General features: G+C 41.3%; 27 protein-coding genes. 13 read left to right on the top strand and 14 right to left on the bottom strand.

The window, feature by feature from the left end:
* Positions 1-43: 43 nt before the first annotated feature.
* The 3 genes from CKK33_RS12385 to CKK33_RS12395 all read left to right on the top strand — a co-directional run bounded on the left by CKK33_RS12385 (position 44) and on the right by CKK33_RS12395 (position 3,156).
* Positions 44-1,018 carry a polyprenyl synthetase family protein gene (locus CKK33_RS12385; RefSeq protein WP_095704403.1) on the top strand — a complete coding sequence of 325 codons (975 nt, stop codon included), beginning with the start codon at positions 44-46 and terminating at the stop codon, positions 1,016-1,018.
* 13 nt (positions 1,019-1,031) lie between these two features.
* Positions 1,032-1,442 carry an energy transducer TonB gene (locus CKK33_RS12390; RefSeq protein ID WP_095704404.1) on the top strand — a complete coding sequence of 137 codons (411 nt, stop codon included), beginning with the start codon at positions 1,032-1,034 and terminating at the stop codon, positions 1,440-1,442.
* A 115-nt stretch (positions 1,443-1,557) separates the two neighbouring features.
* Positions 1,558-3,156 (top strand): M1 family metallopeptidase, encoded by a 1,599-nt coding sequence (locus CKK33_RS12395; protein WP_158223434.1) that lies wholly within the window; start codon positions 1,558-1,560, stop codon positions 3,154-3,156.
* A 227-nt stretch (positions 3,157-3,383) separates the two neighbouring features.
* On the opposite strand, the gene rpmA is transcribed toward CKK33_RS12395, so the two are convergent.
* The 4 genes from rpmA to CKK33_RS12415 form a co-directional block, all read right to left on the bottom strand.
* A complete protein-coding gene (gene rpmA, locus CKK33_RS12400) occupies positions 3,384-3,782 on the bottom strand; it encodes a 50S ribosomal protein L27 (protein ID WP_095704406.1) in 399 nt (132 codons plus the stop codon).
* A 45-nt stretch (positions 3,783-3,827) separates the two neighbouring features.
* The gene (rplU, locus tag CKK33_RS12405) at positions 3,828-4,136 is read right to left on the bottom strand and encodes a 50S ribosomal protein L21 (RefSeq protein WP_095704407.1); all 309 of its coding nucleotides are present in this window, start codon (positions 4,134-4,136) and stop codon (positions 3,828-3,830) included.
* Between the two features lie 81 nt (positions 4,137-4,217).
* Positions 4,218-4,724, bottom strand: coding sequence for a hypothetical protein (locus CKK33_RS12410; protein WP_095704408.1), 507 nt, complete (start codon positions 4,722-4,724; stop codon positions 4,218-4,220).
* Between the two features lie 35 nt (positions 4,725-4,759).
* Positions 4,760-6,157 carry a dicarboxylate/amino acid:cation symporter gene (locus CKK33_RS12415; protein WP_095704409.1) on the bottom strand — a complete coding sequence of 466 codons (1,398 nt, stop codon included), beginning with the start codon at positions 6,155-6,157 and terminating at the stop codon, positions 4,760-4,762.
* 47 nt (positions 6,158-6,204) lie between these two features.
* On the opposite strand from CKK33_RS12415, the gene CKK33_RS12420 reads away from it, so the two are divergent.
* Genes CKK33_RS12420 through CKK33_RS12435 form a run of 4 tightly spaced genes read left to right on the top strand, consistent with a single transcriptional unit; the run spans position 6,205 to position 8,370 of the window.
* The gene (locus tag CKK33_RS12420) at positions 6,205-6,732 is read left to right on the top strand and encodes a hypothetical protein (protein WP_198952466.1); all 528 of its coding nucleotides are present in this window, start codon (positions 6,205-6,207) and stop codon (positions 6,730-6,732) included.
* Between the two features lie 45 nt (positions 6,733-6,777).
* Entirely contained in the window at positions 6,778-7,278 is a 501-nt protein-coding gene (locus CKK33_RS12425) for an RNA polymerase sigma factor (RefSeq protein WP_095705843.1), read from the top strand.
* On the top strand, positions 7,265-7,855 hold the full coding sequence (locus CKK33_RS12430; protein ID WP_143822954.1) for a hypothetical protein: 591 nt from the start codon (positions 7,265-7,267) through the stop codon (positions 7,853-7,855). The genes CKK33_RS12425 and CKK33_RS12430 overlap by 14 nt, the downstream gene beginning before the upstream one ends.
* Positions 7,855-8,370: an N-acetyltransferase gene (locus tag CKK33_RS12435; RefSeq protein WP_095704411.1), complete on the top strand. Its 516-nt coding sequence runs from the start codon at positions 7,855-7,857 to the stop codon at positions 8,368-8,370. The genes CKK33_RS12430 and CKK33_RS12435 overlap by 1 nt, the downstream gene beginning before the upstream one ends.
* On the opposite strand, the gene CKK33_RS12440 is transcribed toward CKK33_RS12435, so the two are convergent.
* Entirely contained in the window at positions 8,318-8,722 is a 405-nt protein-coding gene (locus tag CKK33_RS12440) for a GIY-YIG nuclease family protein (RefSeq protein ID WP_233138207.1), read from the bottom strand. The genes CKK33_RS12435 and CKK33_RS12440 overlap by 53 nt on opposite strands.
* A gap of 85 nt (positions 8,723-8,807) precedes the next feature.
* On the opposite strand from CKK33_RS12440, the gene CKK33_RS12445 reads away from it, so the two are divergent.
* The 5 genes from CKK33_RS12445 to CKK33_RS12465 all read left to right on the top strand — a co-directional run bounded on the left by CKK33_RS12445 (position 8,808) and on the right by CKK33_RS12465 (position 12,750).
* Complete coding sequence (locus CKK33_RS12445; protein WP_095704412.1) at positions 8,808-9,587, top strand: LexA family transcriptional regulator; 780 nt, start codon at positions 8,808-8,810, stop codon at positions 9,585-9,587.
* A 99-nt stretch (positions 9,588-9,686) separates the two neighbouring features.
* On the top strand, positions 9,687-10,031 hold the full coding sequence (locus CKK33_RS12450) for a Spy/CpxP family protein refolding chaperone (RefSeq protein WP_095704413.1): 345 nt from the start codon (positions 9,687-9,689) through the stop codon (positions 10,029-10,031).
* An 81-nt stretch (positions 10,032-10,112) separates the two neighbouring features.
* Positions 10,113-11,225, top strand: a complete 1,113-nt coding sequence (locus CKK33_RS12455) for an 8-amino-7-oxononanoate synthase (RefSeq protein WP_095704414.1) — start codon at positions 10,113-10,115, stop codon at positions 11,223-11,225.
* Positions 11,222-11,833 (top strand): dethiobiotin synthase, encoded by a 612-nt coding sequence (gene bioD, locus CKK33_RS12460; RefSeq protein WP_095704415.1) that lies wholly within the window; start codon positions 11,222-11,224, stop codon positions 11,831-11,833. The genes CKK33_RS12455 and bioD overlap by 4 nt, the downstream gene beginning before the upstream one ends.
* A gap of 23 nt (positions 11,834-11,856) precedes the next feature.
* Positions 11,857-12,750: a 3-hydroxybutyryl-CoA dehydrogenase gene (locus CKK33_RS12465; RefSeq protein ID WP_369803563.1), complete on the top strand. Its 894-nt coding sequence runs from the start codon at positions 11,857-11,859 to the stop codon at positions 12,748-12,750.
* 21 nt (positions 12,751-12,771) lie between these two features.
* On the opposite strand, the gene mutS is transcribed toward CKK33_RS12465, so the two are convergent.
* The 4 genes from mutS to CKK33_RS12485 form a co-directional block, all read right to left on the bottom strand.
* Positions 12,772-15,381: a DNA mismatch repair protein MutS gene (gene mutS, locus CKK33_RS12470; protein ID WP_095704417.1), complete on the bottom strand. Its 2,610-nt coding sequence runs from the start codon at positions 15,379-15,381 to the stop codon at positions 12,772-12,774.
* Positions 15,382-15,503: 122 nt separating this feature from the next.
* Positions 15,504-16,235 (bottom strand): phytanoyl-CoA dioxygenase family protein, encoded by a 732-nt coding sequence (locus CKK33_RS12475; RefSeq protein ID WP_233138208.1) that lies wholly within the window; start codon positions 16,233-16,235, stop codon positions 15,504-15,506.
* A gap of 50 nt (positions 16,236-16,285) precedes the next feature.
* Positions 16,286-18,790 carry a cytochrome c biogenesis protein CcsA gene (ccsA, locus tag CKK33_RS12480; RefSeq protein ID WP_095704418.1) on the bottom strand — a complete coding sequence of 835 codons (2,505 nt, stop codon included), beginning with the start codon at positions 18,788-18,790 and terminating at the stop codon, positions 16,286-16,288.
* Between the two features lie 10 nt (positions 18,791-18,800).
* A complete protein-coding gene (locus CKK33_RS12485) occupies positions 18,801-19,211 on the bottom strand; it encodes a cytochrome c maturation protein CcmE (RefSeq protein WP_095704419.1) in 411 nt (136 codons plus the stop codon).
* A 150-nt stretch (positions 19,212-19,361) separates the two neighbouring features.
* On the opposite strand from CKK33_RS12485, the gene CKK33_RS12490 reads away from it, so the two are divergent.
* Entirely contained in the window at positions 19,362-20,480 is a 1,119-nt protein-coding gene (locus tag CKK33_RS12490) for an SIR2 family protein (RefSeq protein ID WP_233138209.1), read from the top strand.
* A gap of 115 nt (positions 20,481-20,595) precedes the next feature.
* Here the strand turns inward: CKK33_RS12490 and CKK33_RS12495 are convergent, their stop codons facing one another.
* From CKK33_RS12495 to CKK33_RS12515, 5 genes are all read right to left on the bottom strand, one after another.
* Positions 20,596-22,032, bottom strand: a complete 1,437-nt coding sequence (locus CKK33_RS12495; RefSeq protein WP_095704421.1) for a Glu/Leu/Phe/Val dehydrogenase — start codon at positions 22,030-22,032, stop codon at positions 20,596-20,598.
* A gap of 159 nt (positions 22,033-22,191) precedes the next feature.
* Complete coding sequence (locus CKK33_RS12500) at positions 22,192-22,401, bottom strand: CcmD family protein (protein WP_095704422.1); 210 nt, start codon at positions 22,399-22,401, stop codon at positions 22,192-22,194.
* Positions 22,402-22,403: 2 nt separating this feature from the next.
* Positions 22,404-23,081, bottom strand: a complete 678-nt coding sequence (ccsA, locus tag CKK33_RS12505; protein WP_095704423.1) for a cytochrome c biogenesis protein — start codon at positions 23,079-23,081, stop codon at positions 22,404-22,406.
* A gap of 232 nt (positions 23,082-23,313) precedes the next feature.
* Positions 23,314-24,507, bottom strand: coding sequence for a carboxypeptidase-like regulatory domain-containing protein (locus tag CKK33_RS12510; protein ID WP_095704424.1), 1,194 nt, complete (start codon positions 24,505-24,507; stop codon positions 23,314-23,316).
* Positions 24,495-25,178, bottom strand: coding sequence for a heme exporter protein CcmB (locus CKK33_RS12515; protein WP_095704425.1), 684 nt, complete (start codon positions 25,176-25,178; stop codon positions 24,495-24,497). The genes CKK33_RS12510 and CKK33_RS12515 overlap by 13 nt, the downstream gene beginning before the upstream one ends.
* Positions 25,179-25,263 lie beyond the last annotated feature (85 nt).

Raw genomic sequence — 25,263 nt, forward strand, 5'->3', positions numbered from 1 at the left:
ATTAAAATTGACCACCACTAACTACTCACCAATCACGCCCTGAATGAGACAACTCGACGAGCTGCAATCGCTGATTGCCAATTCCGTAGCCGATCTGAAATTCCCCGCATACCCGGCGGAATTATACGAGCCTATCCAATACATACTTGCATTAGGTGGAAAGCGAATGCGCCCTGCCCTTTTGTTAATGGCCTGCGATCTGTTTGGGGGCGATGTTAACGAAGCACTCCCCCCTGCCCTTGCTATTGAGGTGTTCCATAACTTCACGCTGATGCATGATGATATTATGGATAATGCACCAAAACGCAGAGGTAAAACCACTGTTCATGAGAAATGGAACAGCAATGTAGCCATCCTTTCGGGTGATGTAATGCTTATTGAAGGTTATAAGCTGATGATGCAGGTGCGTGAAAATATCCTTCGCACCGTGCTGGATATTTTCAATGATACCGCCGTTGGTGTTTGCGAAGGCCAGCAGTTGGACATGACCTTCGAAACCAAGATCGATATCAGTATCGAAGAATACATCAACATGATTCGACTGAAAACAGCAGTGGTATTGGGTGGCGCGCTCAAGATCGGTGCTTTGATAGGCAATGCTGATATTAAGGATGCGGAACTGCTTTCTGATTTCGGTATTAACTTAGGTATAGCATTCCAGTTGCAGGATGATATACTGGATGTTTATGGGGACCCGGAAAAATTTGGCAAACAAGTAGGCGGCGACATCATCTCCAACAAAAAGACCTACTTATTTATCAAAGCACTTGAACTGGTTGAAGGCAAGGATGCCCAAGAACTTGACCAATGGGTTACTTATAAAACTTTCGATGCTGCAGAGAAAGTAGCTGCAGTTACGGCTATCTACAACAAAGCCAACATTCGTCAGTATGCAGAAGCCGAAATGCACAGCTATGCCGATAAAGCTTTTGCTGCCTTAGATAAACTTACTCTGCCCGAAGAAAACAAACAATACCTGCGCGATTTTGCCGATGGGTTGTTGGTAAGGGAATATTGATATTACAATCACAATGAAGAAACTTTTATTTATCGCTATTTGCCTATTCTTTTTTAATAAAGTAGAGGCCCAGATTACTGATACTGCTAAAGTTGATACGCAAAAATTCGTGCGAGTAGAACAGCCTCCGCAAGTAATCGGTGGAGAATCTAAGCTATTTTTTTACTTAAAAAAGAATTTGAAGTATCCCAAAAGCGCTAAAGAAAACAACATTCAAGGCACGGTGCGGGTAACATTCGTGGTTGAGCGAGATGGTCGCCTAAGTGATATTAAAGTGAAAAAAAGTTTGTCTGAAGATACCGATGCTGAAGCAATCCGGCTAATGTCTGATCCCAAAGCTCCAAAATGGATTCCGGGCATGGAGGGCGGGAAGCCCGTTCGGGTACAATATTCTATCCCTGTTTATTTCAGGTTAGATAATTGATAGTGTAAATCAAGATTCTCGCCAGTAAGCCACAGTCTCGGAAATTTTACAAACATTCCCACCTGCAAATGGTGTCCGCATGCGTACCTTTAAGTGCACCATCACTCCTTTCATAATGAAGAATTTCAAATTAGCAGGATTTGTTATCTGCTTATTTCCTGCGTTCACATTTTGCGCCAGTGCCCAAACATCCGGCGGTAAACTTAAGCCTGAGCAAGCCATCATGGATGTTCGCCATTATAATATTACAGTCAGTTGCAATTTTCAGCAAAGATCTATCGAAGGTAACACCACTGTTGACGTGATAATGAAACAGCCAACCAAAACACTGGTGCTTGATTTGCTGGACTCTCTCCATGTAAGTGATGTAGCGGTTAATGGCAAAAAAGAACCGTTCGAACATAAGAACGGCCTCATCACCATCAGCCTTAATAAAGAACTTGCTGCCGGGAAGGCTGCTATAAAAGTAATTTACAGCGGTAAGCCACGCATAGCTAAAAGACCACCATGGGACGATGGTTTCACCTGGACGCAAGACTCAACCGGTCACCCGTGGCTGGCGGTTACGGCAGAACAAACTGGTGGCAAGATATATTTCCCCTGCAAAGATCATCCAAGCGATGAGCCTAACGAAGGAGCAGATATGTATATCACCGTACCGTCAGACCTTGTAGTTGCCGGTCCCGGTTTACTTAAAAGTATAAGTAAAAAAGGCAATACTGCTACTTACCACTGGCAAACCAAATATACCATCAATAATTACAGCCTGGTTTTTAACGCTGGCGATTACACAGTTGTGAAAGGCTCATACAAATCTGTTGCAGGCAATACTGTTCCTGTGCAATTCTATGTATTAAAGGAACATGCTGCACAGGGTCCTCACCTGGTTGATATGGTTATTAAAGCTGCACAGGCTAAAGAAAAATATTTCGGCGAATACCCGTGGGCAAAAGAGAAGTTAGGCATAGTGGAAACTCCCCACTTAGGTATGGAACACCAGAGCATGAACGCATATGGTAACAAATTCAGGTACACCAAAGTTGGTGGACAGGATTTTGACTGGCTGATGTTCCATGAGTTTGGCCACGAGTGGTGGGGTAACAAAGTTACCGCCCGCGACTGGGCCGATTACTGGATACATGAAGGGATCGACACTTATGCCGATGCGCTGCCCATATTAGATCTGGAAGGCCGGCAAGCGTATATTGATCATTTTAAAAGATCAGCATTTGGTTTTCAAAACAAACAACCAATAGTACTGGGTAAGGACATCGATGAAGCATCGGCATACAATGGCGACATCTACGGCAAAGGCGGCTTCTTTATGCATACACTCCACTATGTAATGGGCGACACCTTGTTCTTTAAAACATTAAAAGGCCTTGCTACCGAACCGCAATTTACCTACGACCATCAGAACGTAACCGATGATGTGGAACGATACTTCAGCAAAGCGTATGGCCAATCGCTGAAACCTTTGTTTGACATGTACCTGCGCACTACAGACAAGCTCGAGATAGATGTAAAAGCCCGTCCAGGCGACAGCTACCAAATTAAATTACAAAATATCAATATGCCTTTGCCGGTAGATGTTGTTATCGATAAAGGCAAGCAGCGCCTGATGCTTTCGCCTCAAGGCCAAACGGTTAGCAGTAAAACTATACCTGTAATAGATCCTGATAGTTGGTATTTGAAGAAAGTGATATTGGAGTAACAACTCATTTTCAGTCTGAGTTTGGTCGAACACTAAAAAAGCCTTTAGCAGTCTGACAAGTACATTTACTGTAATCATCCAAATAGCGTGTAAATAAACTATCTGACTCGTAACTATAATTATTTTCTAAGATTGCCACGTCGCTCCCGCTCCTCGCAATGACATGATAACAACAAAAAGCCCCGATCAAATTTGACCGGGGCTTTTCTTTATCTGTAAGTTGAAGATTACTCTGCGGTTACTTCTTCAGCAGTGTCAGCAGCTTCTTCTTTTTTTGCTTTTGGTGCAGCAGCTTTTTTAGCCTTTGGAGCTTCTTCAACCGCTGGTGCTTCAACTGATTTAGGAGCAACTACTTCAGCAACGGGTGCTTCTTCTAAAGGAAGTACTGATACGTATGAACGGTTATCAGCTTTCTTTTTGAATACAACTTTACCGTCAATAAGAGCGAATAAAGTGTGGTCTTTACCGATACCTACGTTAAGGCCCGGATTGTGTTGGGTACCACGCTGGCGAACAATGATGTTACCTGCAATAGCTGGCTGACCACCAAAAATTTTGATACCTAAACGTTTGCTATGCGATTCGCGGCCGTTTCGTGAACTACCGGCCCCTTTTTTGTGTGCCATTTCTTGATATTTTTAACAGGAAAGTCCTGCAAGTTTAAAATCTAATTATAAAGTGATACCAGTGATCTCGATCTTGGTGAATTGCTGACGGTGACCGTTTTTCTTTTTGTAACCTTTTCTTCTTTTCTTTTTGAAGACGATTACTTTATCACCTTTTAAATGAGACACGATCTTAGCTGATACTTTAGCGCCTTTTAAATCAGAACCTAATTTGAAAGAACCTTCGTTTTCTGCTAACAACACGTTGTCAAATTCAATATTAGCGCCTTCATCTCCCTGTAAGCGGTGTACAAAGATCTGCTGGTCTTTTGCAACTTTAAACTGTTGCCCGGCTATACTTACTATTGCGTACATTGTTGGTTAATTATTATTTTAAATTTTGAGGTGCAAATATATAGATTAATATTTTAAATAGCAATGCGAGGCTAATTAAACTTATTTATTAATACTTCTTAGCCTTGCTTCATTGTCATCGAGTTTACTCTGTATCTCCTTTATCAGCCTTTGATTGGCATCAATAAGCTTATCGTTACCTTGGTAAGCATCGTCAAAAACAACGCGTTTAGTTTTACGCTTATATTTAAATTCGATGATATAACGCATGGAACGTGTTTTAGCATCCTGCTTGGTTTCATTCGATGGAAAATCCCAAAAACCTAATTCTGCTGCTTTACGGTGAAGATAAAGCAAATCGTCTTTGCTTAGCTTCATATGCATTCTAACTAATGAGTCCTGTCGGTTTACAAACTGATAATCGCCTGTAATAGAATTATATTTATTCAAAAGGCTATCATTGTAACCATACTCCAGTTTCAGTCCTTCAAATTCTGAAAACTTATATGGCGCGTTCTTAACCATCATTCCATAGTAATACACACAATAAAGCATAAACGGAACTGCAACACTCAGGATAAGGAATATCTTCTTAGCTTTATTAGACATCTTTTATATAATTATCGAATTTTTGATTTATTGAATTACAGTTCAACATTTCCTTCAGCTTGCGGGCCAAGCTCTCCCTCCCACTTACTTACAACCGCAGTAGCCATAGCGTTACCTAAAACGTTGGTTGCAGAACGCCCCATATCCAAAAGCGGGTCGATACCGATCAATAGCGCCAAGCCGGCTTCTGGAATATTGAACATAGCTACGGTACCTGCAATAACCACCAGTGAGGCGCGCGGCACACCGGCTATACCTTTACTGGTAAGCATAAGTACCAACAGCATTGATAATTGCTGTTGAAATGAAAGATGGATGTTATAAGATTGCGCAAGAAAAAGCGACGCAAAGGTCATATACATCATGGATCCATCAAGGTTAAACGAGTAGCCCAATGGCAGCACGAAACTTACAATTTTATCTTTACAGCCAAAGCGCTCAAGCTCTAACAATACTTTTGGATAAGCAGCCTCACTGGTAGAGGTACTAAAGGCAATCAGTATGGCATCTTTTATCCTGCTGATCAGGTTAAACACTCTGCCCTTCAACACGAAAAACCCTGCTAACACGATCACCAGCCACAATAATAGTAACGAGAAATAGAACTCGCCGATAAAAATTGCATAAGTGGACAAGATGCCCAGCCCCTGTTTAGCTATGATGGCAGTAATGGCACCAAAAACCGCCAGCGGTGCCAGTTGCATTACATAACCGGTTATTTTCAATATCACATGTGCAATAGCATCCAATGCCTTTACAACAACATCACCCTTTTCGCCAATGGCAGCCGTAGCTACCCCGAAGAACAGCGCAAATACCACTATCTGCAATATCTCATTATTGGCCATAGCCTCAACAAAACTTTTGGGGAAAACGTGGCCAATAAAATCACGCAGTGACAAGGCAGTCTTTTGTATCCCGGTAGACAGGTGGCTATCAGGTAATGGCAAATGCATGGCCTCGCCCGGGCGAAAGAAGTTTACCAGCATCATACCTAAAAGTAATGATACCAGTGTGGCACTTAAAAACCATAAAAGAGTCTTACCACCTATCCTGCCCACAGCTTTAATATCGCCAACTTTAGCAACTCCCACCACCAGGGTAGTAAATACCAAGGGTGCTACGATCATTTTTATCAGCCGCAGAAAAACATCGCTAAGAATAGTAAATATTTCCAGTTTGTCTTCTCGTACTTTATCAGCATCCTTACGGATAGTAGCCTGTACGGCACGTTCTTTCTTTAATGCTTTAAAATTTGCAGTGGAAGTATCTTTGGCAACAGCTATTTGCTCATCCAATGTTTTTATATTTACCTCAGCAGCGCTTATCTTGGTATTAATGTTGTTAATAACGGTAGCATTATAAGTATAGCCGGCTATAATGCCCAGCACCAAAGCTATAAAAATGTATAGGGTGAGTTTGCTCTTCTGCATTTGATAATTGTGCGCAAAAATAGGAAAATAAAGCTTAAGGTTAAGGATTGAGTATTAGTACCTACGGATTACAGCAAATTAAGAAAGAATTACAACACCTCCCCGCAGAACAATTAGCGGAATTATGTTTACGCCTCACCCGCTACAAAAAGGAAAACAAGGAGCTATTAGCTTACCTGCTTTTTGAAGCACATAATGAACAGGATTTTATTGAAAATGTAAAAGCAGAGGCCGGTTTTATGTTTAGCCAATTGCCTGTACAACCTTATTTCACAGCCAAGGGCCTGCGCAAGATCTTAAAAATGCTTACCAAATACATCAAATTTATCGGTAACAAAACCGCTGAGGTTGAATTGCTTTTAAATTTTTGCAAAAATTACATGCAGTATGTAGTTAAGCAAACTTCGCATAAACCTATAAGGTTAATTTTAACACGCCAAATAGACAAGATCAAAACTTTGTTAAGCAAACTACACGAAGATCTGCAGTATGATTACGTGAACGACTATGAGCAATTGATTGCCGATGCGGATGGCAAATACGCATGGTTCAGCAAAAAAATTTACGAGTTGTAACTTTTAGTGCTTTACTTTGTCAAACCATTAAAAACTAACCAGCAGGTGGCAGAAAACAACGAAGAAGCTTTCAGGCGAATATATGAGGCCAATTCAAAAAAGATCTTCCATTTATGCTATGGATACACGGGCGATGACGATGCCGCGAATGATCTGTTGCAGGAAACTTTTCTAAAAGTTTGGCAAAATCTGCACAAATTTCGCAACCAGGCATTGATCTCAACCTGGATATATCGTATAGCTGTAAACACCTGTTTAACCTATTTAAGATCAGAGAAACGCCAGGCTAAAGACGAAATAACCCCTCAGCTTGCTGAAACCAAACGAGAGGAATTTTCTGAAAAAAATGAGCAGGTTGCTTTGCTTTACAAGTGTATCTCTAAGCTGGAAGAATCAGAAAGAATTATTATTACGCTGGTGCTTGATGAAGTGCCATATCCCGAAATTGCCGAGGTTTCGGGCATATCAGAGGGGAATTTGAGAGTGAAGATTCATCGTATTAAACAAAAACTGACAGAGTTATATAATCATTATGAAAGACTTTGATCACTTAATGTCGGTTTGGCAGGCACAGCCGCCCAAAGAGCACCTTTCTGTTGATGAGGTAGTTAAACAGGTAAAGAAAGGCATACGCAGTTTTACTACGCGTTTATATTGGGGTATAGTAGCCATGATAGGTACCGTAGCGGCAGCTTTTATACTCATGTTTTTTATGGCATTTAAATCTCCCGCTACTACCTTAGGTATTTTGATCATACTGGTAGCCATGGCCATGTATTTATATATTATGGTGAGGCATTATCATATGCTTAATAAGCATGACCTTACTCAAAACCCAACAGATTATCTCGACAGCCTTAAACAATATCAAAAAGACCGTTCGCGTACAGTAAGCTGGTTCTATTATATATATATACTGTTATTAAGCGCCGGGCTGGCTATGTATTTTGTTGAAGTGCTGGAAACAGCATCGGTTGGCTTTAAAATAACAACGTATGGCTTAACCGCAATTTGGTTCCTTTTCACTACGTTCTACATAAAACCGCGAATGTTAAAAAATGAGGAAGAAAAACTCAATCTGATGATTGACAGGTTGGAACGACTACAGCAACAATTTGATTGATGGCCGTTACATTAAAGCGTGTTGACTTAACCGAAGCAGAACAATTGCTTGCCCTTAGGCAACAAACTTTTTTTGATGCTTTTGCTGCACAAAACGATCCGGTGCATATGCAGGCTTATGCGGAAAAGGTCTTCACAATTGAGAACACCATTGCCGAACTTTCAAACCCTGAATCTGAAATCTACTTCGCGTTGGTAGATAACGAAGTTGCAGGTTACGTTAAACTAAACTTTAATGATGCCCAAACAGAGCCTCAAGGCTCAGAGGCTTTGGAACTGGAACGCATTTATGTACTGGAGAAATTCCAGGGGCAAAAAATTGGTAAATACCTGATGGACTATGCCATTAACAAAGCCATCGAAACCAACAAAAAATATATTTGGTTAGGCGTTTGGGAGCATAACCAAAAGGCGCTTGCGTTTTACCACAGCAAAGGGTTCGTGGTATTTGGTAGCCATCCTTTTAAGCTTGGTACTGATAACCAGAACGACCTTTTAATGAAGAAGCTGCTATAAAAGAACTATTCAACAAAGTGGTATTCTTTCTGATATAAGCCGCAGGTCTTATTCTTTGCGCACTTTCATATTTAAGTCCTGCTGTAAGGTCAATCCAGTCTGTGTTTACAGCACGTATCATTTTTTCTTTTTGCGGGCGTGTATAGGTACTTACAGTTTTAAAACGTTCCAGGGCTTGTTCTTCTGTATTGATCTCTTCGAAATATACTAATCTATTTAGCTGTTGTGCGCTATCAAAAAATAAGGTAGGCATATCGCTGTAAAACTTAATGGTTTTTAAAAGATCTGTGCACATTCCCACATGTAAATTCTTACGATTTCTGTCTGTTATGATATATACGAACCTCTTCATTTGATAAAAAAATTTGCTGTTTGAAATTTAATTGCTAACTTTATGAGCATAAAATTACTAAACATTTTAGCAATTCCAAATTTTTATGTCAAAAATTTCATCAAATATTAAATTTCTTAGGAAAAAGAAAGGGTTAACACAACAGCAATTTGCCGATCAGGTTGGCATAAAACGCTCATTAGTAGGCGCATACGAGGAAGAACGCGCTGAACCCAAATATGAATTACTAAAACAATTAGCAATATTTTTTGACATATCAATTGATGATTTTATCAACGAAACCATTGATGAAAAATGGGCGCCCAAACCTAAAGGAAACCCGGCAAACCTAAGAGTGTTAAGTATTTCTGTTGATAAAGACGATAATGAAAACATTGAGCTGGTACCCATGAAGGCAAGCGCCGGCTACCTAAATGGTTATGCCGACCCTGAATTTGTTGCGCAGCTTCCTAAGTTTTATCTGCCCATGTTTAAACAGGGCACTTACAGGGCATTTGAGATAAAGGGCGATTCAATGCTACCCCTTCACTCTGGCAGCATAATTATTGGTGAGTACCAGGAAAACTGGGCCGATGTAAAAGTTGGCGAAACATATGTTTTTATAACGAAAAGCGATGGCGTAGTATACAAACGCGCGGGCAACAAATATAAGGAAGGCAGAAAAATTAAGTTAATATCAGACAATCCAGTTTACGAACCTTATGAAATTGATGCTGAGGACCTGCTTGAGGTTTGGAAAGCAAAAGCTTACATTTCAACACATTTACCGCAACCAACACCCGAGCCAACTATGGAAAGCTTAACCTCTATGATGGCGCAAATGCAGCGGTCAATAGCCAATCTTAATAAAAAGGACGTCAACTAACCAACCTGGCAACAAATAAGTTACATTGTGCTGCGTTAAACTACTGGTAGCTATATTTATCTTACATATCATTAAAAACTAAAAAATCAATTAGAAGAAATGAAAAAGATGATGATGATCTGCCTGTTTGTGTTAGGGATAACCGCTGTAGGCCATGCGCAAAACCGCATGAGGATGAGTCCTGAAGAACGTGTTAAGCAAATGAAAGAGCAACTGAAGCTGACCGACGATCAGACAGCAAAAATCACGGCTATTTACCAGGCCCAGGCTAAATCTTTTGATAGCCTGCGCAATGCCGGTGGCGATTTCAGAAGCCAGATGCGCCCCATGATGCAAGCTACTAATGATAAGGTAAAAGCGATATTAACACCTGAGCAGGTTGAAGCATGGCAGAAATGGATGCAGGAAATGCGTGCCCAACGCCAGGGTGGCAGTGGCAGATAATGCTAAAACCATCAAATTAAAATAAATTAAATTAAGCGGCCTTGGTGCCGCTTTTTTATTTTAGCCTCAAATTTAAATCGTTTGTCAAAAGCGCTAACATATATAAAATCAAAACTGGATCAACGCGCCGACGCGGGGTCTTTGCGTGCGCTTAAACCTGAAAATGATTTAATAGACTTTTGCTCTAACGACTACCTGGGGTTCGCGCGGTCTGCAGAGCTGAAGGAGCTTATTAAAAAAGAAACAGCTACCCAACATTCGCTAAATGGCTCAACAGGCTCGCGTTTAATATCAGGTAATCTAAAATACACTGAAGCGCTTGAACGTCACATTGCAGTTTTTCACAATGCCGGGGCCTCATTACTTTTTAATTCCGGTTATGACGCTAATGTGGGGCTGTTCTCTTCGCTTCCCCAAAAAGGTGATACCATTATTCATGATGAGTTGATACACGCTTCAATAATTGATGGGGCACGTTTAAGTTTGGCTAACCGCTACAGCTTTAAACATAATGATCTTGAAAGCCTCGAAGCAAAACTAAAAGCAGCGAAAGGAAATTGCTATGTAGTTGTGGAAAGCGTTTACTCCATGGATGGCGATGAGCCACCGTTACAGCAAATTGTTAAATTAACAACAAAATACGATGCCAACTTGATTGTTGATGAAGCACACGCTATTGGCCTGTACCCTAACGGTTTATTGTGCCATCTGGGTTTACAGGATAAGGTTTTTGCGCGTGTAGTTACATTTGGTAAAGCGCTGGGCGTGCATGGAGCCGTTGTGTTAGGTAGTGATCTGCTGCGTAACTACCTAATCAATTTTGCACGCTCATTCATTTACACAACCGCAGCTTCGTTCCATCAGGTGGCAACTATTAAAATGGCTTATGAATTATTAAACCGTTCAGAAGCAACAGTACAACTTTTGAAAGCCAACATAGCTTTGTTTAAAAAGCATATTTATGCACCTACGCTTATAGAAAGTAATAGTGCCATACAATGCATAATTTTAGGTGATAACAATAAGGCAAAAGCGGTGGCGACACATTTACAAAACGCAGGTTTTGATGTACGGGCAATCATGAGCCCTACCGTGGCCATTGGCGCAGAGCGAATACGCATTTGTCTGCATGCGTTTAATACTCCTGATGAGATTATCAAGCTTACATCGGCTATAAATACTTTAATAATATGAGCAATAGTATATTTGTTACCGGTATTGGCACCGGCATAGGTAAGACATTAATCTCTGCTATTTTAGTGGAGAAATTAAAAGCCGATTACTGGAAACCTATACAATCCGGTGATCTTCATGATTCTGACACTTTAAAAGTGCAAAGCCTGGTGAGTAATGATAAAACTGTTTTTCATCAGGAGGCTTATCGTTTAACACAACCTTATTCGCCACATAAATCGGCGGCCTTGGATGGAATTGTTATTGATGAGCAAACAATTATAGCACCTCAGACAGAAAACAACTTGGTAATTGAAGGTGCAGGTGGTTTAATGGTGCCGCTAAACGATAATACCCTGATTATTGATTTGATAAAGCAACTGGAAGCAGAAGTAATTTTAGTTTCTCAAAATTATCTGGGCAGTATCAATCACACTTTACTATCTGTTGAAGCTTTAAGGAACAGGAATATCGGGCTAAGAGGTATTATTTTCAATGGTGAACAAAATACATCTACGGAAGATTATATCATCAACTATACTGGCTTACCACATCTTGGACGGGTACCGGTTTTAGAGGCCATTAACAAACAAACAATTATTGAAGCTGGTTCCTATATTTCGTTATAATTTCAGGAAGTTTGTGTAAACTAATGAGCATGAAAAACATTACAGTTATCGGATCGGGTACTATGGGTAACGGCATTGCGCATACGTTCGCGCAAAATGGTTTTAACGTATCGCTTGTTGATATTAACGAGGCTGCTTTGCAAAAAGCCCTGCAAACCATTGCCGGTAATCTTGATCGCCAGATAAAAAAAGGGACTATAGACGAGGTAGTTAAAACCGCTACCCTTGCCAATATCAAAACTTATACGGATTTAGCAAAAGGTGCTGCCCATGCGGATCTTGTGGTAGAGGCCGCAACCGAAAATCGCGATATAAAGTTGAAACTCTTTAAGCAGCTAAGCGAAGTTTGCAACCCTGAAACCATTCTGGCATCAAACACCTCATCCATATCGATAACTGAAATAGCCGCGGCTACCAGTAATCCCGCCAATGTAATTGGTATGCACTTTATGAACCCGGTACCTGTGATGAAACTGGTTGAAGTGATACGCAGCTATACAACAACAGATGAGGTGACCAAAACGATAATGGATCTTTCTCGGCAGTTGAGCAAAGACCCGGTTGAGGTGAATGATTATCCTGGCTTTGTAGCCAATCGTATCTTGATGCCAATGATAAACGAAGCTATCTACACCTTATTTGAAGGAGTGGCAGGTGTAAATGAGATAGACACCGTTATGAAACTCGGCATGGCGCATCCGATGGGCCCGCTCCAACTGGCCGACTTTATTGGACTGGATGTATGCCTTGCCATATTAAAAGTGCTACATAATGGCTTTGGAAACCCTAAATATGCACCTTGTCCTCTTTTAGTAAATATGGTCACCGCCGGCCATCTTGGTGTTAAAAGCGGAAGCGGCTTTTATAAATACACCGCAGGTAGCAAGGAGTTGGTAGTGGCCGATAAATTTTTATAAAATTTATCGACTATTTCAATATCAGCTTTTTATCAGTCGTTGTATTTCATCCAGTTTCATCAGTGCCTCAACCGGTGTTAGAGTATTCACATCCAGGTTGTTCAGCGTATCGCGGATCTTTACCAAAACAGGATCATCTATCGAGAACATTTGCATTTGCACAGCTTGTTTCTGCACTTTACGAATGCTCTCTTTAATGTGTTCGCCACCGGTGCGCTCGTTCTCCAGTTTTTTTAATATCTCATTAGCCCGGCTCAATACTTTTGGTGGCATACCGGCCAATTTGGCTACGTGAATACCAAAACTGTGCTCGCTGCCACCTGGTACCAGCTTACGCAGAAAGATAATTTGCTGGCCAACTTCCTTAACCGAAACGTTGTAGTTTTTGATACGGTTGAAACTGTTGCTCAATTCATTCAATTCGTGGTAGTGCGTAGCAAAAAGTGTTTTTGCTTTAGCAGCCGGGTGGTTATGCAAAAACTCAGCAATGGCCCAGGCGATAGAAATACCGTCATAAGTGGATGTACCGCGACCAATCTCATCCAGCAAGATCAAACTCCTATCGCTTAAATTGTTGAGGATACTGGCCGTTTCGTTCATCTCCACCATAAAGGTTGATTCGCCGGACGACAGGTTGTCCGATGCCCCCACTCTTGTAAAGATCTTATCAACCAACCCAACTGACGCTGCCTTGGCCGGTACAAAGCAACCCATTTGAGCCATGAGCACGATGAGACCTGTTTGCCTCAGCAATGCCGACTTACCCGCCATGTTAGGGCCCGTGATGATGATGATCTGCTGCGACTCTGAATCCAGAAACACATCATTTGTGATATATTCTTCGCCCAACGGCAGATTCTTTTCTATCACCGGATGGCGGCCGCCTTTTATATCCAGCACACGGCTGTCGTTTACGTTTGGTTTAACGTAGTAATTCTTAATGGATATAGTGGCGAAGTTCAGCAATACATCTAAACGGGCAACAAGTGCCGCATTTAGTTGTATAGGCTTGATATATTCGGCGAGGGTATAAAGCAGATCGTTATACAGCTTGGTTTCCAATGCAAGTATCTTTTCTTCGGCACCTAATATTTGCTCTTCGTATTCCTTCAGTTCAGGCGTGATGTAACGCTCCGCATTTACCAGGGTTTGCTTGCGTATCCAATCAGCAGGCACTTTATCCCGGTGACTGTGAGTAACCTCGAGGTAATAGCCAAACACATTGTTAAACGATACCTTTAAGGACGGGATACCGGTTATCTCTGCCTCGCGTTTTTGTATCTCCAGTAAATATCCCTTGCCGCCGAAAGCGATCTTACGCAGGCGATCCAATTCTTCACTAATACCATCGTTCATGATCATGCCTTTGGCCATTAAAATCGGCGGCTCGGGATGCAGTTCGCGGGCTATTTTCTCGCAAATTGACGTGCAGGGGTTTAGCTGATCGCCGATGGCTTTAAGCGGTTCACTCAGCGATGATTCTGCCAGCTTTTTGATATTCTCAATAGCCAGTAAAGCTTTTTTTAACTGACAAACCTCGCGCGGATTAGCCTTTTGCAAACCTATCTTAGAAATCAATCGCTCGAGGTCTCCTATCTGGCGAATATGGTTTTGCAGGTCTTCCCGTAGTTCTTCTTCCGCTATCAGGTATTCCACTACGCCTAACCTATCCTGTATCGGCTTTATCTCTTTAAGCGGCATCACAATCCAACGTCGCAACATACGCGCACCCATTGGCGAGCAGGTATGGTCTAATATATCAACCAAGGTGGTTGCATTCTCGTTGGCAGAGCCTACCAACTCCAGGTTACGGATGCTGAACCTATCCAGCCATAAATAGCGATCTTCCTCTATCCTGCTGATAGCCGATATATGCTGCAGGTTGCGGTGCTCTGTCTCGTTCAGGTAATGCAACGCTACACCGGCAGCCACAATACCCAAGCCCAATTTATCAATACCAAACCCTTTGAGCGACTTTACGCCGAAATGCTTGAGCAAGGTTTCATTGGCGTAATCGCCGCTGTAGGGCCACTCATCCAACATGTAGGTGTAAAAGCGGTCGCCGAAGTGATCTGTAAAGTCGCCTTTGCGGCTTTTAGGGAATATTACTTCGCTTGGTGAATAGCTTTGCAAAAGCTTATCAATATAATTACTGTTGCCCTGGGCGGTTAAAAACTCACCGGTCGATATATCGATCAGGGCTATACCGATGCTGTTCTTCTCGAAGTATAACGAAGCAAGGTAATTGTTACTCTTCTGTTGCAGGATGTTATCGCTAACTGCAACGCCGGGGGTAACCAGTTCGGTAACCCCGCGCTTTACAATCCCCTTAACAGATTTTGGATCTTCCAATTGGTCGCAGATGGCCACGCGTTGACCGGCGCGAACCAGCTTGGGCAGGTAAGTTTCCAGCGAATGGTGCGGAAAACCGGCCAATTCTATATGTGAGGCAGCGCCATTGGCCCGACGGGTAAGCGTAATACCCAAAATACCTGAAGCCTTAATGGCATCGGCACCAAAGGTCTCATAAAAATCACCCACACGAAAAAGCAATAATGCACCGGGATATTTCGCCTTAATGGCGTTGTACTGCTGCATTAACGGCGTTTCTTTAGTATCGCTCTTAGCCAATTTGTCCTCGCTTTTATTAATCTGCTAATTTAATTGATTGCCCGCGGATATGGTTGATTGTGGAAAATTAGAAAGCGTGTGGAATATTGGGAATTATTTGATTCATCTCACTACGAATAACTTTAAGATAAAGCCAAACGCTCTGACCATTTAATAATTGATGGTAACTCTGCCTTGGCAAACTCAATATGGATTACCTTGCGCGGCTTATTGTTAGTGGTTCGGCTTGAAGCATGCATTAGCAATGGACGCATAATCATAATATCACCTGCCTTTACATTACAGGTATACGGTTTCTCCGTTTTCCAATCAATGGTTTCCGGGCGATAGATCTCTTTTAAATGCGAACCAGGTAGTACTTTTAAGGCGCCGTTGCCTTCGTCTGCATCATCTAAGTGAATGCGAATGGTAAAGTTTTCTTTCAAAATAGCAAGCGGTGGTTGTACAGCAAACTGATTCTGCTTTACTGTCCATGGGCCGTAGCCATCACATTCAACCTTTTTATCTACTGATACAGTAAGATCTTGGTGCCAGGGTACAAACCAATTAGAAGCAGTTGGTTTGTCAAAATAAATAGATTTTACAACAAAGTATTCATCTCCAAATAAATCTCTAATTAAGCTTTTAAGACTTTGGTTAAACACCAAATTACTAAGCTCAGGTACTTCTTTTAATACCTGCCTTATAGCGAATAGATCATGTGTTTTGCGGAAGGTATCCTTGGTTTTATCACCTTTATTTATAGCATTTAATATCGCTGCTAGTTCTACCGAATCATACATATCGCTTACAATAGCAAAGCCATTTATATTAAAAGACTTTTTACCAGGAGAAGTAACCATATCAAAATACAAAGAGCACAAAGTTAATCCCTTTGTGCTCTTTGCAAAATGTTAGTGTAGTCCTACTTTTTGAATTTTGAATTTTGAATTTTGACTTGAGCAGTCGCAGGCTGAACCTTCAGTTCCTTGTTTCTTCTTAAAATCGACATAAAGAAGCCAATAACCATGATAATGGTACCTGCCCAAAGGAAGTTGATGTAAGGGAACTCAACAGCTTTCATCACAATAAATTTTCTTTTGCTTTCAGGCTGTTGATACACCATAATTTCAACCTTGCCTTTGTCAGGGATGATCTTTGAAAAACGTAGCTTCAAACCAACTTCTTCCAGCTTTTTACCGAAGTCAAATATGTTACGGCCTTTTATGAGGTAAACCGGTTCTGTTTTATAAGTTTTGCCCTGGGTAATTACCTCAAGCTGCGCGCCTACGGCAACATCTTTATCACTTAGCGGAATATCTTTAACCTTTACATCCTTATTCAGACTTTTCAGTACGATCTTACCATCACGGTATGGGATGGTGTCGCCAACAGCAACTTCATGAGCAACCGGGGCGTCATAGTTTTTATCATGATCAGCCTCGGGATGGTCGGCATGATTATCTTCCTGCTTAGGTTCGGCACTTATCACGTTGGTCATAGTAATGTGCGTATATAAGTCGCGAGACAGGTAATGCTTGGTATCCGGAGTTGAAGACATACCACCCTGCGATTGTATCACGTTTGGCCTAAGTCTGAATTTCTCCGTCACCTTACCATCTTTTACACGCTCATAATCTATGTTGAACAAATGCTGAGCACCTTCAATGGTATCACCTTTAAAGGTTACATTATACTCACCCATCTTGATGGGCTGATTAAGGTAAAGCAAAAGATTTTCCTTTGGATTCTCTTCTTTGTACGATTCGGCGATGTGTTCCTCTCCCTGCTCGTTTATCGATACTACTTTTTTGGTACCTGCGGCTATCAGCGCGCCCACTAAAAGTAAACCGAAACCGATGTGTGATACAGCAGAACCGGCAAGTTTGTATTTACCTTTAAATGCATCAGACAAAATTTTCCCGTTCGCGAAAACACTATACAGCGATGCAAACATTACCAGCCAGAAAACAAAGCTTAACTTATATAAGCCCGTAGCGTAAATTACCAGAGCGGCAACCAGAGCGGCAAATATGAGGTAAACACCCGAAGTAATAAAGAAGCGGGTGATGTCGGTCTTTTTATATTTGAGGAATTGCGTAACACCGGTTAGCAATGCGATCACAACAGCAAAAGATCCCTGGAAAACGTTATATTGTTTAATAGCCTCGGTAGGTGGTGCCCATTTGGTACCGAATATCAGGTTCCAAACCGGCAGAGATGTTACTACAACTAATTGCAGGCATGACAGGCACAGGAAAACTGCTCCAACGAACATCCAGAACTCGCGTGAGTAAGTATCCTCATCCTTTTTAGTGATAGGCATTTCTTTCCACCGGCTTACCAGCAGGTAAACCATGATGACAAAGAATATAGCCATACCGATAACCAACTGCCAGAACAAGCCAAGGTCGGTAAATGCGTGTACGGAGGTTTCGCCCAATACACCGCTACGCGCAAGGAATGACGAATACCATTCGATTACAAAAGCCAGTAAGGTTAAAAACGCAGCAGTAAAATACGAATGGCCACTGTTCTTGAATACAATAAGCACGTGTACCGCAGCCACCATGATCAACCATGGAAATATCGACGCATTCTCTACAGGGTCCCAAGCCCAAAAGCCATCAAAATTTAATGACTCATAAGCCCAAAACGAACCCATAATGATACCTGTACCCAATATCATACATGCAAACAGCGCGTATGGTATAGCCGCCGGAACCCACTCCTTAAAGCGTTTTTGCCATAAACCCGCAACAGCAAATGCAAACGGCACTACCAGCGATGCCACACCCAGGAACAACACCGGCGGGTGGATGATCATCCAGTAATTTTGCAGCGAAGGATTCATGCCCTTGCCGTCCTTTATAAAATCCAAATAGTTTGGGCTTTTAAAGATAGGCGCTTCCGCCATGGCATCACGTAATAACAAAAATGGGGAGCTGCCAATATGCGCGCTGCCTATTTGCAGCCCTAATATCATAGTACCTAAAACCGCTTGCGATAGCGCCATAATAGCCATGGTAGGCTTTTCCCAGCTTTTTGCCCGCCATATCAGAACGTTACCTAAAACAGCACCCCAAAACATCCATAGCAAAAAGCCACCTTCCTGCCCATTCCAGAAACCTGAAATAAGGTAGTAGGTAGGTAAAGTTTTAGAGGTGTATGACCATGCGTAGTGGTACTCGAAATAATGATTATAAAGGATGTAGAACAAACATACACCCATACCAATAATAGATATGGTGTTTAACCAGTAACCTATCCGGCCCATACGCAACCACGAGTTATCACTGTTTACAGCTTTCTCTGTAGTGGCAAAATAGTAACAGATAAATGAAAAAAGTGCAGAACCGAATGCAAGTACTATAAAAAACTGGCCTAAACTACCCGGAAAAAGGTGTTCGCCCTGATAAGCTATCTCCATTAAAAACTATTTATATGCTGGCGCTTTGCGTTTTAGACTCAGCAACGTTCAATTTATCGTCGGTATATTTAGAAGGGCATTTCATGAGGATTTTTGAAGCATGAAACTCTTTTCCTTTCATAGAGCCGGTTAACACAATTTGCTCCGAACGCTCAAAGTCCTGAGGTTTGGTGCCATCAAAAACCACTTTACATTCTTCGCCTTTATTGTCTTTCATGTAAAAAGAAAAGTAGTTGGCATCCTTAGTGGCATCGTAATACAAAGGTTTGGTTTTGTTTAAATGGCCAACCACATGTAATTCAGCATCAGCTTTACGGGCATCATTAAAAGAGCCGTAAGTGCTGGTATTTGAATAGGTGCTTATGATAACAGCTATTGCAATGGCAATAGTTACTATCCCGAAGATTGCGCTTTTTTTCATTGTTTATACAACTGCACAGAACAGTTTTACAAAAATACAAAACGCAAAGCTAATAATGTTTATTACAAGGGATATTGCTTATTTAGAATTGTTATTGATTAAAGGTAGTTAATTTTTATTAGCTTTATGTATTTAACAACCTTATCAATAATGTATATATCAAATTCTGCCGATATCACGCCGGATAAAATTGACGAAATCCTCAAAGAGCTATCAAAACTTGTAAGTAATCCAACCAGCATAAAGGTTTTAACGGACAAGCTGCCTGAAATTAAAAAGCTTTCCAAGAGAGATATAGTAAAAAAGATTCGAGGTTATTACAAAGCTCAGACACTTGTTCTAGTCTTAGGTGCCGGTGTGTCAATGGACTTTGGGATACCGAATTGGGATGTCCTACTTCAAAAGCTTCTTATTACAACTATTAAAAATGAAGAAACTACATCTACTGTGTTGTCCAAACTTTTCACAAACTTATTTTCTCCAAGCCCTTTGATAGCTGGAAGATACTTACAAAAATACTATGACGATAAAAAATTATCCTTTGAGGAAGCAGTAAGAAATGTACTATATGAAAACTTAGATATAGATAAAAATTCCCCGTTATTAGATGAAATAGTTAAACTATGCGTTGCGCCTGGAAAAAGCCCGAACATTGATAGTATAATAACTTACAACTTCGATGATATATTGGAGCAAAGAATTGAAAAGGTCAAATTAGAACTACCTTACAAGTCAATTTATGGGATAGGCATGAATCCTAACGGCCAACTCCCCATTTTTCATGTTCATGGCTATCTACCCCAATCGGGTAAAATTTCCAGTGACAATCAAATAACCTTTGGAGAAACTGTCTATCATAAACAATATACCGATATTTATAGTTGGAACAATATCGTACAGATAAATAAATTTAGGGACGCTAATTGTGTATTTATAGGTTCATCATTGACTGATCCTAACACCCGAAGACTTTTAGATATTGCAAGAAGACAAAAAGGTGAGGACGAACACTCTCATTTTATTTTCAAAATGAGGCATAAAGAGCCAATTGTGAAGATGCGACTAGAATTACTATTAAGAGAAAACAAAGAGCTTTTAGGGGAAAAAATAGACGCGAATTTAGAATTAGATAAAACCGTTAAATTATTAATTGAGATTATTGAACGATTTGAAGAAACCGATACAGAGTCTTTCGGAGTGAAAACTATTTGGATTGACGAATGGAGTGAAATACCAGAAATATTAAAAGAGATAAGGACGAAAAACTAGTTAAAATGCATTTACAGTTTGATTGAATTTATTTATTAATACAAAAAGCGGCATCTCTGCCGCTTTTGTATTCAAAAGAGAACCTAATCTCTAATCACAAATCACTAATCACCATTTACGGCCACACACCAAGGTTTTGGTATGACACCGCAATTTTGTTAATAGCGCCAACCATAGCCGCATTACGCAGTGTGCCAATGGCTGGGTTGCTTTTGTAGATCTCACGGATCTCGTGGTATGAGCGGATCATAGTATCTTCCAAACCCGAGTTTACCAACTCCAGCTCTGATGCACCTTTTACAATGGTGGCACGTTGGATAGGTGTTAAAGCGATGCCGGTAATCCCTTCTACCATATTTACCAGGTTAAGGTTGGAGTTTTCTTCAAAACGGCGGTTCATGCGGCCAAACGCTACATGGCTCAGGTTTTTTAACCACTCAAAATACGATACGGTTACACCACCAGCGTTAGCATACATATCCGGGATGATCATACCTCCATTTTGGTAAAATATAGCTTCAGCTTCCGGTGAAGTTGGGCCGTTTGCACCCTCAGCAATAATTTTTGCTTTAACGTTGCGGATGTTCGCCTCGGTTATCTGGTTCTCTAAAGCAGCCGGTACAAGAATATCACATGGCTGCTCCAGGCCTTCCATGGTGTTTTTAAACTCTTGTTTGGCTCCTGCATAACCTAAGATAGAACCGGTTGATTTGCGGTGCTGGAACACTGCTTCAACATCTAAACCGTCCTCGTTGTAAACGGCACCTTCAAACTCGCAGATACCTACGATAAGTGCACCAAACTCTGACAAGAACTTAGCTGAGTAATAACCCACGTTACCTAAACCTTGTACGATGACCTTTTTGCCTGATAAACCGGTTGTTAAACCCAGTTTATCCATATCCTCGGCAACGCTTACGCACTCGCGAACGGCAATGGCTACACCACGGCCGGTAGCTTCTCTCCTGCCGGCTATCCCGTGTAATGCAATTGGCTTACCGGTTACGGCACCAAGTGCATCCAGCTGGCCAGGATTCATGGTGGCATAAGTATCGGCAATCCAGCTCATCTCGCGCTCGCCTGATCCGTAATCCGGTGCAGGTACGTCAATGCTTGGACCAATAAAGTTCTTCTTAATTAATTCTACTGTGTAACGGCGAGTAATGTTTTCTAACTCGCCAACGGTGTAATTTTTAGGGTTAATTTTGATACCGCCTTTAGCACCACCAAAAGGTACGTTAACGATGGCACATTTGTAAGTCATTAATGCTGCAAGGGCCATTACTTCGTCTTCGTTCACCATTTCGCTGTAGCGAATACCACCTTTAGTTGGTGACTGGTGGTGAGAGTGCTCAACGCGCCATGCGTCAATAACTTCAAAGCCATTGCCTTTACGTATTGGGAAGCGGAAGCGATAAACGCTGTTACATGATTTGATCTGGTCTAATAAACCGGCATCGTGCTTGGTGAATTGCGCTGCGTGATCGAAGTTTTTACAAACGTCGCCAAAGAAATGCGTTTCCTGGTTCGCAGTCGGGTTATTCGTGCTCATATTTAGATTTTTGGTATAATTATTAATTTCTTAAAAAATTGCTCAAATTTGGTGCTTTTTTTACCAATATCGCAACTATAAAAAAGATGGTGTTTGGTTTACACCTTACCAATCGGCAAGGAAAAACATCATTTAAACAACGCTACAGGGCTTTTTGATTTAATTTTCTTTTTCAATTTTTTTTAAGCGTCTGTCTATGGTAAACAGGTAAATAGCCAGCCCAACAAATACAATGGCTATAGTTGCAACTACTACGTATATCTTGCCGGAGCTGCGTAATACATCAGCCATTTCAACAGTTTTGCTGCCCTGGGCATTTACCGCCACAAAGCTTAACATCAGTACTATCAGGGTTATAAGTTTCTTCATTTTTAGTTAATGGCGTTCTTTTTATGTTCAATTAAGCGAATGCGATAGCGGATGGTAGCTATCCATAGTGATAGCAAACTCCAACCTATAAATGCCGGGTATAACACCAAACGCATGTGACTGTCCAGGTCGTATTTATTAAAGCCGGGATTACCGCCCGCACCGCCCGGGTGAAGCGAATCTGTCATGCGCGGTAACACAAACAATAAAACAATCATTATCGGGAAGGCGAAAATATTGTAGATAGCGGAGATCTTGGCCCGGGTTTGTTCCTCGTCGATAGAATTACGCAGCACCAGGTAAGCGCAATATAGTAGAAAAGCGATAGCAGCGCTGTTCTGTTTAGGGTCGCCGCTCCAGAACTCGCCCCAGGTGTATTTTGCCCAAAGCATCCCGGTTATCAAACCTAATCCGTAAAATATCATACCTGTGTTTACACACTCAACAGCGGCAAGGTCATGTTCCTCTTTCCCTGTGCGTAAGTACAAAACACTAAAGAATACAGAGGTCACCAATGCGGTTAGCATAGCCATCCACATGGGTACGTGGAAATACAGATTGCGAATGGTTTCGTGCAGGATATCCAGGCGTGGCACCTGGAAAAGCATACCGGATATGAGTGTGTAGAACACCAGCACTACAGCCAGCACCTTCCACCAGGTTTTGTATATAAACTTCATATCAAAAATATGCGGCAAAGGTAGCAATAAGATACATCCGATTATATGCCCAGCGTCATATTTAGCAATGTTTTACTATGCAAGCATAACGTTTAATAACTTGTAGCATTTAAGCTTATTTAGTTATCAAATCCTAAACTCTAAAAGAAAAGTCCTAAATGCTAAACGCTAAATAGTAAAGAGAAATTAGGAAGTAGTCCACCAATGTGACGCGTCCTTTAGAGTTTAGGGTTTACTTATCACTTGGTTCATAATCCACCGGCAGCATGTTAGACAGTTTTGATTTGGACCATGTGCCTTCGTTTAAAGGAGCATTTCCTATTACGGTTCCGTTCATATCAAAAACAGCATAGCCGCCGTTCAGGGTGAGCACACTTGCTTCATAATTAGGCATATCCAATGGCCGGTAAAGATCTTTAAAGTCTACCGTTTCCATTTTTTTAGTGTAGGTTACGTATAAATAATGCGGAAATGTAATCGCATATATTCCCGGCTGCTCGGTAGTCCGTAACACATCTCTTGCAACGAGCGGTGGTTTAACTAAATGCTCCTGGTACCATCTGGGCATGCTTTCCTTTTGCAACCAGTACATTACCGAATCGCGGTTATACCCGTTAAATTGCTTTAGCTTTCTTTTAATTACTGCTTCCGGTGGGCGGTTAGGATCAATGCTTCGCGTAAAATCACACATCACGAAGCCTTCTTCCGCAAGCTTGTTTTTATACAAAGAGCGATAGAAATGTCGCGAAGACCCGTAATAAGCTTCATCGCGTTTAACTTTCCATTTTAATTTCTGTTCGGGTGTGCCTGGCAAATCCTCAAACAAAGCGCGCCCACTGTAACTTATTATACCACCAATATTATCACTGGTAAAATCTTTTAGTAAAAATTTTACTTTATAACCGAGCGCATAATTCTCCACTTCAAGAAATTCATCTGTGGAAGCTTCCAATGTTTGTGTCCTGCGCGTGTAGGAGAGATTAAGCACACGAGGATTGGCCACCTTACACAGCTTGGCATTATCAGTAATCCCAATAAATTCTTTTTTAAACTGCTCATAATTCTTTTTCCAGTCGGCGTTAGTAGTGATTACGACCTCGCGCATCATCATTACCTTAGGTGTTAGGCTAATGCTTAGGTCCAAAGTGTTATTATTTACCTGTACCTTTTGAGTGTATTCCTCATAGCCCAATATGGAAACCACTAAGTCATACTGTCCAGGTTTTACGCCACGAAGGGAAAAAGTCCCATCGTCGGCGGTCGCGGTACCATAAGAAGCATTGTTTAAAAAAACGCTGGCTTTAGCAACCGGGGTTGTGCCGCCCTGCGCGGTTATCTTGCCAATGATAACGCCGTTTTGCGCTTTAGTGGCAAAAGGCACCAACAAACAACATATAAAAGCGAAGCGAAAGGTTAATCGCGCCATAAAAAGGGAAACAATATGAGGGATGACGCAATTACTATAACATTTATTGCCAGCAGTGTACCAATATTATTTAAGCTGAGGCTGCGATCAATACCATCCATTGCCGCTTTGCTTACTTTTACTAATATCAGTATAACAGGTATCACCACCGGGAAGCTTAATATCGCCATAAGTGTACCATTATTCCCTGCCTTTGATGCAATGGCCGATATCATGGTAAATACTGTTGAAAAGCTTACGCTACCTAATAATACTACGATAAAATAATATAAAAGATCATCTACTTTATTGGGAAAGAACAGCAGATAAACTACCAAGGCCAGCACGCTAAGCAACGACATGAGCAGCGTATTGTAAATTGTTTTAGAAAGAATGATGGCTTGCGGATGGGCAATAGTATAATAGTATAGCAACCGCGCTTTGTTCTCTTGCAAAAAGCTTTTTGCGACGGCATTAACCGATGCAAAAAGCATAATGATCCAAAAGAGGATATTCCAAACGATGGGGTAACCCGCGCTTTGCTTAAAACCGGGATTTAGATTAAAAGAGATGTAACATACAAAAACCGTAGACACAATATAAAGCAGGATGCCATTGAATGCGTATTTAGAACGCCACTCCAGGATGATCTCCTTCTTTAACAGCTCGATAGTTTGCCCGGCCAGTTTCATTTTGCGAATTTAATGTAAAAAAGTCGGGAAAGTCAGAAAAGTCCGAAAGTCGGGAAGTCAGGAGGACTAAAGATGCCAAGCATTC

Origin of the sequence: Mucilaginibacter sp. MD40 (assembly GCF_002288635.1) — a bacterium.
Classification (GTDB): domain Bacteria; phylum Bacteroidota; class Bacteroidia; order Sphingobacteriales; family Sphingobacteriaceae; genus Mucilaginibacter.